Consider the following 14,536-nt stretch of genomic DNA (forward strand, 5'->3'; position numbering starts at 1 on the left):
GCTATTCCCTATTCGCTAGGCCGCGGCAGCGGCCAATCCCGCATCCAACCCTGCCGCAATCTTCGCCACATCCGCCGCCGAAATCACCAGCGGCGGCGACAGGATGATGTTGTTGCCGGAGACGCGTAGCATGACGCCGGCGCCGTAGGCTGCGTCGGCAACCGCGGCCATCGTCTTCTTGTCGGCCGGCTTCTTGGCGGCGCGGTCCGAGACCAGCTCGAGCGCCGCCATCAGGCCCTGGTAGCGGACGTCGCCGACCAGTTGGTGCTTGGCCTTCAGCGCTTCCAGCGCCTTGCCGAGCTCGACGCCGCGCGCCGCTGCATTCTCGTTGACGGCAAGCCTTTTCGTTTCGGCGAGCGCTGCGAGCCCGGCCGCGCAACCAACAGGGTGGCCCGAATAGGTATAGCCATGGCCGATCGAGCCGAAGCTGGTCTTGTCGGCCTCGAAGACGTCGGCGACCTTGGCGCCGATCATGGTGGCTCCGAGCGGGAAATAGCCTGAGGTGATCGCCTTGGCGATGGTCATGAAATCCGGCTTCACGGCGGAGAGCCGTGAACCCGCCCAGGCGCCTGTGCGGCCGAAACCGGTCACCACCTCGTCGGCGATCAAGAGGATGTCGTGGCGGTCGCAGATCGCCCGCACCATCGGCATGAAGCTTTCATGCGGAACGATGACGCCGCCGGCGCCGAGCACCGGCTCCATGATGAAGGCGGCGATGGTGTCGGCGCCCTGGAAGGCGATCTCGTCCTCGATCGCCCGCGCGCAGAGTTTTGCCAGCTTCGCCGGGTCGGTCTCGTCGAATGGGTTGCGGTAGATCCACGGCGCCGGCGTGTGGAAGACACCGGGCAGCAGCGGCTCGTAGTTGCGGCGGAAATTGGCGTTGCCGTTGACCGAGGCGCCGCCGAAATGCGTGCCGTGATAGCCCTTCTTCAGCGCCAGGAATTTCGTGCGGTCGCCCTGGCCGCGGATCTTCCAGTATTGCCGAGCCAACCTGAGCGCCGTCTCGACCGAGTCCGAGCCGCCCGAGGTGAAGAAGGCCCGCACCATGCCCTCCGGCGCGAACCATTCGGTGAGCTCGTAGGCCAACTCGATCGACGGTCCGGTCGAAGTGCCGCGGAAGCCTGAGTAATAGGGCAGGGTCTCGAGCTGCGCGGCCATCGCCTTCTTGATCGGATCGCAGCTGTAGCCGAGGTTGACGTTCCACAAGCCGCCGACGGCGTCGAGCACCGTGCGGCCGTCGACATCGGTCACCGAGACGCCTTCGCCTTTCATGATGATCTTCGGCGGCGTCGCCCGCATTTCAGCCGGATGCGCCATCGGGTGCCAGATCGGCTTGGCGTTGTTCTCGGTGAGGAAGTTGATGTCACGCATCGGGATGGACTCCGGTTTTTCCAATTAGGAGAGCGTTAGGCCGAAATGGCCAAGCGCCTCGGCATAGCTTTGCGCCGGTTGGCCGACGTCGAAGTGAACGGTGAGCATGCCGGCGGCAGCCGCGCCGTCGACATTGCGCTTCTGGTCGTCGACGAAGACGCAGGCTTCGAGTGGCAGCTTCAGGGCTTCGCCGACCATCTCATAGGCCCTGCGATCGGGCTTGAGGACCTTGGTATAGGTCGCGTCGACGATTGTCTCGAACAGCGCAAGCAGCGGCAGCCGCTCGCGGAAGGACTTGCCGTAGAACAGGTCGAGCTCGTTGGAGAGGATGGCGAGCCGAACGCCCGCCTCATGAGCGAGACGGATCGCCTGTTCGGCATCGGGCCGCACCACCGCCTGCGGATCGGCGCCGCGCGCCCGCTGCACGAAGGTAGACATGTCCTGCCAGTTCTCGCCAACCAGCCGGCCGACCTCGCGCGTGCGCGTCTTCCAATAGTCGCGCTCGCTTATCTCGTCGGCTTGCATCGAACGCCACAGCGCATCGGAGGCCGGGTCGAATGGTCCGCGCCAGTCGAGCGTTCCGGGCTTGAGCCCTAGCGCCTGCTCGGTCAGCGCATGCGTCTCGAACAGCGTGCGGGTGACGACGCCGCCGAAGTCGAGCACCAGCGCCTGCGGTTTCGGCCCGCTCATGCCGCGCGCCTGTCTTCCGGCGCGCCGGGCGGCACAATACCCTCGGCCACCCAGCGGTCGAATATCTCAAGCGCCTTGGAGCTGAAGGCGGCGTCGTTGATGTGGCCGGCGATCTCGTGCAGCTCGGCATTCCCCGGCACGCTTGCGCGCATCTCCTCGACAAAGGCCGAGAGTGCCTCCGGCTCGTAAAGCGGCTCGCCTTCCTGGTCCCATTGCTGGATGCCGCCGGCCGGCAGGATGAAGGCGGTCGGGCCGGTCGCCGCGGCGAGCTTCTCGCCGATGGCGCGCGCGATCTCCTTGCGTGTCGCTCCGTCCGAGGTGACCGAGGCAAGCAGCCGGTTATGCGCGTGGTAGGGCCGCTCGGTGAAGCGGGAGGGCACGGCCTGCCATGTCGGAAAATCCACCATGTCGATGGCGCCGGGCGCGATGATCTGCGGAATGCCTTGGCGCCCGGCATTCTCCAGCCGGTCGGTGCCGGAATTCACCACCGAGCCGGTGAGCTGGTTGGCGAGTTCCTGCAGGCTGAAATCCAGCACCGCGACAAAACCCTTCTGCGCCGCGATCGCTTCCAGCGCCCGTCCGCCCATGCCGGTGGTGTGGAAGACGATGACCTCATAGCCGCGCTTTTCCAGCTCCGGCTTCAGGGTCACCATATATTGCAGGCAGCTTTTTCCGAGCGAGCTCATGCCGATCCGGGGCCTTGACTCGTCCGGCTTGACAACGGCGCGCGCGGCGCCCACCACCGCGCCGCAGGCCTGCGACAGCACCGCCTTGCAGGCGCTGTTGAGGCCATAGAGCCCGCCTGCCCACAGGATCATCATCAGGTCCGTGGCGATGCGCTCTGGCGGCAAGAGATGCGAATAGGCGATCGTCGAGACGACGAATTTCGGCACGCCGAGCGGCAGCGCAAGCGCCACGTCGAGCGCAAGGTCCGTGCCCATCGAGCCGCCGAGCGCGATGACGCCGTCGATCTCGCCCTTGTCATAGAGCGAGTGGGCAAGGCGCGAGGCGCCGAGCGCCATCAGCGTCATCGCGGTATTCTCGTCGCCGCTGGCGATGATCGCCTCGATCGTCGTGTCGGCCGCGCGGGCCACGGCATGCTTGTCGTGCTCCGGACGATAGGGCGGATCGCCAAGCACGCTGACGTCCATCATCACGGCAACGCCGCCGACCGCCTCGATGCGCTCGCGCATGAACAGCAGTTCGTCGGCCTTGGTGTCGCCGGTGCCGATAACCAGGATTCGGCGTTTCTCCTCCACGTCAGTCTCCTCGCAGTCTCTTGTTGGTTATGATGCCCGCTTCTGGCCGGGCTGCCGCCCGAACAGCCGCTCGCCGATCTCGCGCGCCGCCGCCGCCACGCTCGCGCCGTGGCGCTCGATATCGCCTTTGTGGATGCGCACCCGAGGCGCGGCGATGGCGATGGTGCCGATGGCAAAACCGTCGGCGCCAAGGATCGGGGCGGCGACGCTGAGCACGCCTTCCTCATAGCCTTGCGAGCCGGTCGAATGGCCGCGGGCGCGCGCCGCGGCGACATGCTCGACGAGTATCTCCATGTCGGCGATCGTGTGGGGCGTGAATGCCGGCAGCGGCCCGGCGAGAACGCCTTCGCGGATGCGTTCTTCGGTAAAGGCCAGGAAGGCGATGCCCGACGCCGTCGCATGCATCGGCAGCACATCGCCGAGCTGCACGCTGACGCGGTTGGCCTTGGCCGATTCGATGACCTGGACGGTGATCAGGCCGCGCTTTGAGTATTCCGAAAGATGCACGGTCTCGCCCGTCTCCGCCGCCAGCGCCTCGACCACCGGCGCCGCCATGCGCAGGAACGGAAACTGCGCTTCGCGCATCAGCGCCAGCCGCGCGATGCCGGCGCCGAGCCGGTAGAGACGCGTGGTTTCGTCCTGCTCCACCAGCCCGTGCGCAATCAGGGACACCAGCAGCCGGCGCGTCGTCGCCTTGTCGAAGCCGGCGCGCCTGGCGAGATCGGCAAGCGCCGTCTCGGGTGCCCCGCTGCCCAGCATTTCCAACAGCGAAACGGCTTTGGCCACTGTGCTCATCGCGTCTCTGCTCCTCCTTCAGATACTTAACGTGCGAATTAACTTGACAGCAAGTCGATTCCTTTGCAAGTCTAATATCGAAATGCCGTTGCAAATAATGAAATGCGCATAGGCCCCGTCAGAAGGCCCTCGGCATCTCAGGGACACTTGGTTTCCGCAGTGCGGAATGGAGGGAAAAATGACGACACTTGAAGCCGGCGAAGTGAACCGGCTGAGGAAGAACAGCCTTGGCGTCGGCGCCATCACCTTCATGGTGATTTCCGCAGCCGCGCCGCTCACCGCTGTCGCCGGCGGCACGCCGCTCGGCATGCTGATGGGCAATGGCGCCGGCTTTGCCGGCACCTATCTCATCGTGACGCTTTTGCTGCTGCTGTTCGCTGTGGGCTATGTCGCCATGTCGCGCCACATCGGCAATGCCGGCGCCTTCTATGCCTACGCCGCGCGCGGCCTCGGCGGTCTCGCCGGCGGCGCCACCGCGCTGATCGCGATCCTGTCCTACAACGCCATGCAGATCGGCGTCATGGGCCTGCTCGGCGCCGCCACCGCCGGATTGTTCGCAGGCTGGGGCATCACACTGCCCTGGTGGGTGTGGAGCTTCATCGCCATCGCCATCGTCGCCGTTCTCGGCTACCGCCAGGTCGACCTGTCGGCCAAGATCCTGACGGTGCTGGTGCTCGCCGAATATATCGTCGTGCTGATCCTCGATCTCACCATCCTCAAGACCGGCGGCGACAGCGGCCTGTCGGCCGCGCCCTTCAGCTGGAGCCAGATCACCAGCGGCGCGCCGGCCATCGCCATCCTGTTCTGCTTCGCCGCCTTCATCGGCTTCGAGGCGACGACGATCTATGCCGAGGAGGCGCGCGACCCCAAGGTCACCATCCCGCGCGCCACCTATTTCTCCGTCATCCTGATCGGGCTCTTCTACATGATCACCGCCTGGCTGATGGCGGTTGGCGCCGGCGTCGACAAGCTGTTGCCGTCGCTGCAGGCGCTGCAGGATCCGACCACTTTCCTGTTCGGCCTCTCCGACCGCTATTCGGGGACGCTGCTCACCCACGCCATGAGCATCCTCTTCGTCTCCAGCTTGTTCGCCGGTGTGCTCGCCTTCCACAACGCGGTCGCCCGCTACATCTACGTCGCCGGCCGCGAAAAGCTTTTGCCGCAGACGATCGGCGTCACGCATTCGGCGCATCAGAGCCCGCATGTCGCCTCGGTCATCCAGACGGTGCTCGCCATCATCGTCGTCGGGCTTTTCGCCGTGCTCGGCCTCGATCCGGTGCTGGCGCTGTTTTCGTGGCTCACCAACGTCGCCACGCTCGGCGTCATCGTGATGATGGCGGTGGCCTCGCTCGCCGTCGTGATGTACTTCCGCGCCAATCCGTCGAGCCAGGAAAACGCGCTGAAGACCACGATCCTGCCGGGGCTGACCTTCATCGCCTTCGTCGTCATCATCTACCTGATCGTCATCAATTTCGGCAGCCTGTCGGGTGCGGCCGGCTTTCTCAGCGTGTTCCTGCCGGCTCTGGTGCTGATCGCGGCCGTGGTCGGCCTGCTGCTCGCGGGTGCCCTGAGGGGCCGCGATCCGGCCGCCTTCGAAAACCTTGGCAGGCCACTGAACGATTGATGGACAAAAGGGGCGGCGCGCCCGCGCCGCCCCTTCCAACGCTACGGGAGCAGCGGCATGAGCTTTGCCGGAGCATCACGGTCGAGGCGCTGGAGGCCGATCCGTATCCGATCTTTGGAGCCAATTGACGATGATCAACCAGGACACCATCGACACGCTGCGCAAGGCCGAGGTCGGCGCGCGGCGTCTGTTCATCGATGGCGCCCATATGGATGCTGAGAGCGGCGCCAGCCTGGCGGTGATCTCGCCGATCGACGGCCGCCCCTTCGCCAGCATCGCCGATGGCGGCGCCGCCGATGTCGACCGCGCGGTCAAGTCGGCGCGCAAGGCCTTCGCGAAAGGCTCCTGGTCCCGCGCGGCGCCTGCCTTCCGCAAGAAGGTGCTGACGAAACTCGCCGAGCTGGTCGAGAAGCATGCCGGCGAACTCGCCGTGCTCGGCGTGCGGGACAACGGCACCGAGATCGGCATGGCCTATAAGGCCGAGCCGCTGTCTGCCGCCGGCACCATCCGCTACTATGCCGAGGCGGTCGACAAGGTCTATGGCGAGATCGCGCCGACCGCCGACAACGTGCTGGGCTTGATCCACAAGGAGCCGCTCGGCGTCGTCGGTGTCATCGTGCCGTGGAATTTCCCGCTGATGATCGGCGCCTGGAAGATCGCGCCGGCCTTGGCCGCTGGCAATTCGATCGTCGTCAAGCCGCCGGAGATCGCATCGCTCACCTTGCTGCGGCTGGCCGAGCTTGCTGCCGAAGCTGGACTGCCGGAAGGCGTCTTCAACGTCGTCACCGGGCGTGGTTCGGTCGCCGGCGAGGCGCTGGGCCTGCATATGGATGTCGACGCCATCGCCTTCACCGGCTCGGGGCCGGTCGGCCGCCGCCTGCTCGAATATGCCGCGCGCTCCAATCTGAAGCGCGTCTTCCTCGAGCTTGGCGGCAAGTCGCCCAACATCGTCTTTGCCGATGCGCCGGACCTGAAGCAGGCGGCGGTCGTCTCGGCCAACGGCATCTTCCGCAATTCAGGGCAAGTCTGCGTCGCCGGCTCGCGCCTGCTCGTCCAGACCTCGATCTACGACCGTTTCATGGACGAGCTTCTCAAGGCGACCACGAAGCTGAAAGTCGGCGATCCGCTCGATCTTTCAAGTGACATCGGTGCCGTATCGAGCGCCGAGCAGCTGACCAAGAATCTCGGCTTCGTTGCCAAGGCCGCGGAGGAGGGCGCCCGCCTCGTCACCGGTGGCGAGCGCATCCTGGCCGAGACCGGCGGCAGCTACATGGCGCCGACGATCTTCGAGAATGTCACCGAACAGATGCAGCTTGCTCGCGAGGAAGTGTTCGGGCCGGTGCTCGGCGTCATGCATTTCGGGACCGAGGAAGAGGCGGTGCGTCTTGCCAACGCGACGGTCTACGGCCTCGCTTCCGCCGTGTGGACCTCGAACCTGTCGACCGCGCACCGCATGGTGCGCGCCATCAACGCCGGCGTCGTCCACGTCAACACCTATGGCGGCGCCGATATCACCGTGCCGCTCGGCGGCTTCAAACAGTCCGGCTTCGGCCGCGACAAGTCGCTGCACGCGATCGAGAAATACACCGACCTGAAGACGGCGTGGATCAATCTCGGCTGATCCTCAACGGATCCCCAGGATGAAATCGGCGCAACGGTCGCCGATCATGATCGCCGGCGCGTTGGTGTTGCCGCTGGTCAGCCTGGGCATGATCGAGGCATCCGCGATGCGCAGGCGCGGTACGCCGCGCACACGAAGCTGCGGATCGACCACCGCCTGATCGTCAGTTCCCATCCGGCAGGTGCCGCAGGGATGGTAGACGGTCTTGGCGTGGCGGATGATGTGGTCGACTATTGCCGCCTCGCCGAGGTCGTCGGCATTGCCGGGCGCGAGCTCCTCGGCGACCACTTCGCGCAGCGCCGGCTGGCGCAGGATGGCGCGCGCCACCTTCATGCCGGCAAGCAGCAGGGCGAGGTCATCCGTGTGCGACAGGAAGCCGGTGGCGAAGCGGATAGGGTCGCCTGCATCGCGCGAGCGCAGTTTGACCGAGCCGCGCGATTTCGGCCGTAGCACGCAAGGGTTCAGCTCCATGCCATGGCGCTCCACCGAGCCGTGCTCGGCATTTTCGATCATCACCGGCAGGACATGGAACTGCACGTCGGGCCGGCCGTCGCCGTCGGTGTCGAAGAAGCCGCCGCTCTCGACCACGTTGGAGGCGAGCAGGCCGCGCCGGAACAGAAGATATTCGATGCCGTGCCGCAGCGCCTTGAGGCCACGGTCCTGGCCGAGCAGCGAGATCGGCTTGCGCGTCAGCGCGTAGAGCGGCGCCGCCACATGGTCCTGCAGGTCCTGGCCGACCGCCGGCATGTCGCGGATGACGGGAATGCCCATTTCGGTCAGATGCGCGCCCGGTCCGAGGCCGGAAAGCATCAATAGCTTCGGCGAGGCGAGCGCGCCGGCTGCGAGGATGACTTCTCCTTTCGCCGAGGCCGTATGGTTCTGGCCGTCCGGCGTCGCAAAGGACAGGCCCGTCGCTGCGCCGTTCTCCAGCGCCACCCCGGTCACCAACGCATCAGTGACAATCTTCAGATTGGCATCTGCGGCCAGCGGCCTGAGAAATACCTTGGCCGCGGACTGTCGCTCGCCGTTTGCCGTCGTCGTCTGGTAGAAGCCGACGCCTTCCTGCCGCTCGCCGTTGAAGTCGTCATTGTAGCGGTAGCCCGCCTGCTGCGCGGCGCGCACATAGGCGAGCGACAGCGGATGCCGGTAACGCGGGTCGGAGACCGACAGCGGGCCTTGGTTGCCGTGCCACTCGCCGGCCAGGCGCTCGTTGCGTTCCTGCCGCTTGTAGACGGGCAGCACCTCATCCCAGCCCCAACCCGGACAGCCGAGATCGCGCCAGCCGTCATAGTCCTGCGGCTGGCCTCTTATGTAGAGCATGGCGTTGATCGACGAGCCGCCGCCCAGCGTTCGCCCCTGCGGGATCGGCAGCGAGCGGCCGCCGACGCTGGGCTCGGGCTCCGACTGATAGATCCAGCTGCGCGCCGTGCCGATCACCTTGGCGAAGGTGGCGGGTATGTCGATGAAGCGCGTGTTGTCGGGGGGGCCGGCCTCGACGACCAGCACGCGCTTGCCGGCCGCGACCAGCCGGCTCGCCAGCGTGCAGCCTGCCGAGCCCGCGCCGGCGACGATGTAGTCGTAAACCTCCGTCATCTCGGTCAGGCGTAGCGCATGATGGCGGTCTTGGTTTCGAGGTAACCCTCGATCGCGGCGCGGCCATGCTCGCGGCCGATGCCGGACTGCTTGAAGCCGCCGAAGGGTGCGGCCGGGTCGAGCGTGTTGTGCGAGTTGACCCACACGGTGCCGGCCTTGAGGCCATGGATCGCCGTCATCGCCTTGCCCATGTCGCGGGTCCAGATCGAGGCCGACAGGCCGTAGCGCGTGTCGTTGGCGATGCGGATCGCCTCGTCGAGATCAGTGACTGGCATTGCCGCCACCACCGGCCCGAACACCTCCTCGCGCACGATCTCCATTTCCGGTTTCACATTATGCAGGATGGTCGGCGCCACATAGTGCCCCTTGGCCGGCACCGGCCGCGCGCCGCTCACCCGTTCGACGCCCGCCGCCAGGCTGCGCTCGACAAAACCCTGCACGCTTTTGCGATGCTTGGCCGAGACCAGCGGATTGATCTGGGCCTCGGCATCGCGGCCGGCGCCCATCGTCATGCCGTCGGCGATCTCGGCCAGCCGCGCCAGCGTGCGGTCATAGATCGGCTTCTCGATCAGGAGCCTGGCCGCCGAGGTGCAGACCTGGCCCTGGTTGAAGAACATGCCGAGGCCGGCCAGCAGCGGCTCGACGCCGTCCTCCATGTCGGCAAGCAGGATCATCGGCGATTTGGAGCCGAGCTCCAGCGTGAAGCGCGCGACGCGGTCGACCGCGGCGTGGCCGATGCGTTTTCCCACTTCCGTCGAACCGGTGAAGGTCAGCTTGTCGATGCCGGGATGGCGGATCAGCGCCTCGCCGGTGACGGCGCCGCTGCCAGTGACGATGTTGATGACGCCGGGCGGGAAGCCCACAGCCTCGATCAGCTCGGCTAGTCGCAGCAGGCCAAGCGGCGTTTCCTGCGGCGGCTTGAGCACGATCGTGCAGCCGCAGGCGAGCGCCGGCGCGATTTTCCACATGCCGATCAGCAGTGGAAAATTCCACGGCACGATGGCGCCGACCACACCGACCGGCTCCATCACCGTCATCGCATGGTGCCTGGCGCCCGGCGGCACGGGGATCGAGACCTGGAAGGTCGAGCCCTCGATCTTGGTCGCCCAGCCGGCATAGTAACGCAGCCAGTCGACCGTGCCGCCGGCGCTCAGCATGCGGGCGACACCCAGCGACTTGCCGTTCTCGATGCTCTCGATTTCGGCGAGCAGGTCGGCGTCGGCCTCGATCGCGTCGGCAAGCTTCAGCATCAGGTTCTGGCGGTCGACCGGCCGCATCGACGCCCACGGTCCTTCGAGCGCCGCGCGCGCCGCGCGCACCGCCTGGTCGACAAGCTCGGGGCCGCTCTCGGGCACATGGGCGACGATCTCGCCGGAAGCGGAATCGTCGACCGCAAGCCCGCTGCCAGCGAGACCGTCGAAGAAGCGCCCGTTGATGAAGGGCCGGTGCGGGCGCGACAGGAATGCGGCGGCGGCCGCGCTGATCGGCGGCACGGTTCTCTCGTTCACGCCATCCTCCTCGAATGCTGATCCATTGCTTCGAGCGTTATGGACGGCACTTGCCCGCTTCAAGCCGCTGTGGGCGCGAGTGCGCTTTCAGTCAAAACAAAGTTCCCGCTCGGACAAGACGGCTCGCTCGGGGCCAATCAAGATCGAAGGACGGATCGCCACTAACCCGGTCTCGCCGCGTCGCCCCCTCATCCGGCCGCTTCGCGGCCACCTTCTCCCCAGCTGGGGAGAAGAGGTTAGCGCGGCGCTGACAGTCTCCTCTCCCCTTGGGGAGAGGTCAGCCGAGCGAAGCGGAGCTGGGTGAGGGGCTGTCTCGGAGGGAAGAGGTTGAGCGCGGTTCTCGGCAATCCGATGGTCACCACGGCGGCGCTGCCGTTGCTGCTCGGCGTCGCGCTGGCGTTTGCGGCGCGCTTTGTTTTGCCGGCAGCATCGTTGGTGCTCACGTTGCTTTGGGCAGCACTGCTCCTGTTCTTCTACTGGGACACGCTCGGCCCGCCGGTGGTGCCGCCGGTCGCCGCCAGCCAGAAGCTGATCTACCTCGCCGTTGCCGGCATCGTCATCGGTCTGCTGTCTGAGCGCGTGACGGGCGCCCGGGCAGCTCTCCTTGCCGTTGTTGCCCTCGCGGCAGCAATCGTCTGGCTCGGCTGGCGCCGCATTGCCACCGGCTCGCTCGACCCGCAGATGGTCGCTGCGCTCGCCGTTGCCGTGCTGACACTCATCGGCACCGCCATGCTGATATCTCGGCAATCTTCGCCGGCGCTTTCGACCGAAGAGCCGTTCCTGACACCCGCGGCCGTGCTCGCTCTGTCGCTTTCCGGCGCCATCGTCTCGGTGCTCGGCGCTTCGATCGTCACCGGCCAACTGCTCGGCTCGCTGGCAGCGCTGATCGGCGGCTGGTGCCTGGTGCAATATCTCGCGACACTGCGTGGCAAAGCAGCGGCCGCATGGAGCGAGGGCGTCGAGTTCCTGCTGCTCTACGCCGCCGCCACGGTGCTGATCCAGGTGGCGCTGCTGGCGCCGAAGGCCAATCCCGCGGCGCTTGTCCTGTCGTCCTTGCCGCCGATTGTTGCCGTGCTCGTACGCGGCCGGCTGCAGAAACTGCTTCCCGGCGCGCGGCCCTTGCGGCCACTGATCGCCGGTCTCCTGATCGCCATTCCGGCGATGCTGGCCATCGTGACGGCGATCGTCTGGGCGCCGCATGGGGCCGCCCTCGGCTTTTGAGCCGGTCCAACAAACAACCAACAACAGGGAGAGACATGTGAGGACGAGAAAACTGATTGCCGCGCTCGCTTTTGCCGGCGCATCCATGCTGGCTGCGGCGGCGCACGCCGACAACTACGACATCGACGGCCAGCATGCCTGGATCACCTTCACCATCAAGCACGGCATCTACGGCATCGCCCATGGCCAGTTCGACGCGGTCAAAGGCTCGATCGTCATGGACAAGGCCGACATCACCAAAAGCAGCGTCAAGGCCGAGCTCGACGTCGGCTCGGTCCACACCGCCTTCGATCAACGCGACAGCGACCTGAAGGGTCCCGACTTCTTCAACGCCGCCGAGTTCCCGGCCATCACTTTCGAGAGCACCAAAGTCGAGAAGGTGGACGACAAGACCGGCAAGGTCACCGGCAATCTCACCATCAGCGGCGTCAGCAAGGAGGTCACGCTCGACGTCAAGCTGCTCAACGAGGCGCCGGCTCCGTGGGATGCGACGCTGACCAAGGCGGCCTTCAGCGCCACCGGCAAGGTGAGCACCGCCGACTTCCCGATGGCCAAGGCGGCCGACGGGTTTGGCCTCGGGCCGGATGTCGACATCGTCATCGATCTCGAGGCGATCAAGAAGTAGCCGCCAGGTCAACGGTGGCGGCCGCCGCGCGGCCGGAAGGGGTCGCGCGGCATTTTTTTCGGGGCTGTGCAGTGCGCGCTCAGTCAAAACAAAGTTCCCGCTCGGACAAGACGGAAGAAGACAGTCGTCGCACACTCCGCATCGACGATCAGCGGCATTGGGCCTTGTGCCCGCAAGGACGGCAGCATGAGATTTTCCGGCAAGACGGTCTTCATCACCGGCGGCGGTACCGGCATTGGCGCCGCCGTCGCCCGACGCATGGCCGGCGAGGGCGCCAGGGTGGTGCTGATGGGCCGGCGGCGCGAGCCGCTCGAAGCCGTGACCAGGGACATAGGCGGGCTGGTGGTGCAGGGCAATGCCGCCGACGCGAAAGCGGTGCGTGCTGCTCTTGCCGACGTTCACGAAAAGATCGGCCCCGTCGACATCCTGGTCGCCAATGCCGGCGGCCATGGCGTCGGCCCGACGGTGACGATGAGCGACGAGACCTGGGCACTGGCGACGCGCACCAATCTCGACACCGCCTTCGTCTGCGCCCGCGAATGCCTGCCCGATCTCATCGCGCGCAAGGGCAACATCGTCGTCGTCGCCTCGATCGCCGGCCTCTTTGCCGGCCCGGCGGCGGCCGGCTATGTCACCATGAAGCATGCCTGCGTCGGCTTCGGCAAATCGCTGGCGCGCGATTACGGCCGCCAGGGCGTGCGCACCAACATCATCTGCCCCGGCTGGGTGGCGACCGCCATGGCCGACGAGCAGATGCAGGTGATCGTCGACAAGCACGGGCTGGGCTCCATCGACGAGGCCTACAGGCTTGTCACCAAGGACGTGCCGCTCGGACGCCCGGCGACGCCGGAAGAGGTTTCCAACGTCATCTGCTTCGTCGCCTCAAGCGAGGCGGCGATGATGAACGGCTCGATCCTGACCGTCGATGGCGGCGCGACCGTCGTCGACCTGCCGACGCTCGCTTTCGTCGATTGATTTGGAGATGGCGATGAACGACCAGAACAGACCCGCCGACTGGAAGCACTTCGACGACTTCGCCGCCGGCATCGCCACCAACCGGCTGCCGACGACGGATGCGCTGCGCGGCCAGACCTTCAAGATCACGCTGAAAACAGGCCGGATCATCGATCTCGCCTTCACCGCCGCCGACACTGTGGCCTGGAGCGAAGGCAGCGAGGCCGGCGCCGACTGGTACGAGGCGCTGGAAGTCGCGCCAAAGCTATTCTTCATCAACATGACCTTCGCCGCCAGGCCGGCGGAGGACGAGGCCTTCATCGTCAACACCGAAACGCGCCGTGTGCTCTCCGTGCGCGAGCAGGTGCGCGAACCCGGCGAAGCGCCTGGTGAGCCCCGCGTGACGCAGGTCTACGCGGCGGGCGTGCTGGGCGATCCATCAGCTCCTCCGCACGGCCCCGAACCGGCACCGACGCGCGACCTGATCGGTCTCACTGCCCACTACACCTACAGCCCCAACCACGTTTACGAGCACATCTACCTGAGCGCCGAGCGCTATGCCTGGCAGAACCTGGTCGGTGTGCAGCGCGGCCATGGCGACGTCGATCTCGCCACCACCTGGAAGTTCGCCGAGAACCAGTATGTCTTCGGCTTCCGCGAGTTCATCATCCCGGTCGCCTCGCTGTTCTTCTACAACTGGGACACGATGCGCTCGACCGGCAAATTCCTGGGCGTGACCAGCCAGGGCAAGGTCGAGAACAAGCCTGCCGGCGCCTTTATCGAGAAGAAATCCAGGACCGTCTACGACGCCGACAGGGCGCCGGTCTGAGCGCTTGGGAGCATAAGCATGAGCAGCAGGAACTACGACGCCATCAAGGCCCACTATGCCGGCTCCGACGCCAGGGACCTGGCGGCGATGATGACGCCGGTCACCGTCAGCACCGCCTGGACCGAGATGGCCGGCTTTCCCTATGCCGGCACCTATGTCGGCCCTGACGCCGTCATCGCCGGCGTCTTCAAGCGCATCGGTGAGGACTGGGACGGTTACACCTTCGCGCTCGAAAAGCTGGTCGACGGCGGCAGCACCATCGTCGGCATCGGCACCTATTCGGGCACCTACAAGAAGACAGGCAAGAAGATGAGGGCGCGCGTCGTCCATGTCTGGGAAATGCGGGACGGCAAGGCCGTCAGCTTCGAGCAGTTCACCGACACCAAGCTGGTCGCTTCGGCGATGGCCTGACGCATCGGCGCAGTGGATGCGGGCTCGCTTCTTGG

General features: G+C 66.2%; 13 protein-coding genes. 7 read left to right on the forward strand and 6 right to left on the reverse strand.

Features of this window, described 5'->3' with window-relative positions; all coding sequences use genetic code 11:
* Positions 1-15 precede the first annotated feature (15 nt).
* Genes RFN30_RS00640 through RFN30_RS00655 form a run of 4 tightly spaced genes read right to left on the reverse strand, consistent with a single transcriptional unit; the run spans position 16 to position 4,115 of the window.
* Entirely contained in the window at positions 16-1,371 is a 1,356-nt protein-coding gene (locus RFN30_RS00640) for an aminotransferase class III-fold pyridoxal phosphate-dependent enzyme (protein WP_320260209.1), read from the reverse strand.
* Positions 1,372-1,395: 24 nt separating this feature from the next.
* Positions 1,396-2,061: an HAD family hydrolase gene (locus RFN30_RS00645; protein ID WP_320260210.1), complete on the reverse strand. Its 666-nt coding sequence runs from the start codon at positions 2,059-2,061 to the stop codon at positions 1,396-1,398.
* Positions 2,058-3,320, reverse strand: coding sequence for a Tm-1-like ATP-binding domain-containing protein (locus tag RFN30_RS00650; protein ID WP_320260211.1), 1,263 nt, complete (start codon positions 3,318-3,320; stop codon positions 2,058-2,060). The genes RFN30_RS00645 and RFN30_RS00650 overlap by 4 nt, the downstream gene beginning before the upstream one ends.
* Before the next feature lie 27 nt (positions 3,321-3,347).
* A complete protein-coding gene (locus tag RFN30_RS00655) occupies positions 3,348-4,115 on the reverse strand; it encodes an IclR family transcriptional regulator (protein WP_320260212.1) in 768 nt (255 codons plus the stop codon).
* 166 nt (positions 4,116-4,281) lie between these two features.
* Between RFN30_RS00655 and RFN30_RS00660 the strand changes: the two genes are divergently transcribed.
* Positions 4,282-5,739, forward strand: a complete 1,458-nt coding sequence (locus RFN30_RS00660) for an APC family permease (protein WP_320260213.1) — start codon at positions 4,282-4,284, stop codon at positions 5,737-5,739.
* 130 nt (positions 5,740-5,869) lie between these two features.
* Positions 5,870-7,360, forward strand: coding sequence for an aldehyde dehydrogenase (locus RFN30_RS00665; protein WP_320260214.1), 1,491 nt, complete (start codon positions 5,870-5,872; stop codon positions 7,358-7,360).
* Between the two features lie 3 nt (positions 7,361-7,363).
* Here the strand turns inward: RFN30_RS00665 and RFN30_RS00670 are convergent, their stop codons facing one another.
* Together RFN30_RS00670 and RFN30_RS00675 are read right to left on the reverse strand one after the other, a co-directional pair.
* On the reverse strand, positions 7,364-8,953 hold the full coding sequence (locus tag RFN30_RS00670) for a GMC family oxidoreductase (RefSeq protein ID WP_320260215.1): 1,590 nt from the start codon (positions 8,951-8,953) through the stop codon (positions 7,364-7,366).
* A gap of 5 nt (positions 8,954-8,958) precedes the next feature.
* Complete coding sequence (locus RFN30_RS00675) at positions 8,959-10,461, reverse strand: aldehyde dehydrogenase family protein (protein WP_320260216.1); 1,503 nt, start codon at positions 10,459-10,461, stop codon at positions 8,959-8,961.
* A 327-nt stretch (positions 10,462-10,788) separates the two neighbouring features.
* On the opposite strand from RFN30_RS00675, the gene RFN30_RS00680 reads away from it, so the two are divergent.
* The 5 genes from RFN30_RS00680 to RFN30_RS00700 all read left to right on the forward strand — a co-directional run bounded on the left by RFN30_RS00680 (position 10,789) and on the right by RFN30_RS00700 (position 14,501).
* Positions 10,789-11,682 carry a hypothetical protein gene (locus RFN30_RS00680; RefSeq protein ID WP_320260217.1) on the forward strand — a complete coding sequence of 298 codons (894 nt, stop codon included), beginning with the start codon at positions 10,789-10,791 and terminating at the stop codon, positions 11,680-11,682.
* A gap of 37 nt (positions 11,683-11,719) precedes the next feature.
* A complete protein-coding gene (locus RFN30_RS00685; protein ID WP_320260218.1) occupies positions 11,720-12,307 on the forward strand; it encodes a YceI family protein in 588 nt (195 codons plus the stop codon).
* 186 nt (positions 12,308-12,493) lie between these two features.
* Positions 12,494-13,282: an SDR family NAD(P)-dependent oxidoreductase gene (locus RFN30_RS00690; protein ID WP_320260219.1), complete on the forward strand. Its 789-nt coding sequence runs from the start codon at positions 12,494-12,496 to the stop codon at positions 13,280-13,282.
* A 13-nt stretch (positions 13,283-13,295) separates the two neighbouring features.
* On the forward strand, positions 13,296-14,090 hold the full coding sequence (locus RFN30_RS00695) for a MoaF C-terminal domain-containing protein (protein WP_320260220.1): 795 nt from the start codon (positions 13,296-13,298) through the stop codon (positions 14,088-14,090).
* An 18-nt stretch (positions 14,091-14,108) separates the two neighbouring features.
* Entirely contained in the window at positions 14,109-14,501 is a 393-nt protein-coding gene (locus tag RFN30_RS00700; RefSeq protein ID WP_320260221.1) for a nuclear transport factor 2 family protein, read from the forward strand.
* Positions 14,502-14,536: the final 35 nt, after the last annotated feature.

Origin of the sequence: Mesorhizobium dulcispinae, assembly GCF_033977345.1 — a bacterium.
In the GTDB taxonomy this organism is placed as follows: domain Bacteria; phylum Pseudomonadota; class Alphaproteobacteria; order Rhizobiales; family Rhizobiaceae; genus Mesorhizobium; species Mesorhizobium dulcispinae.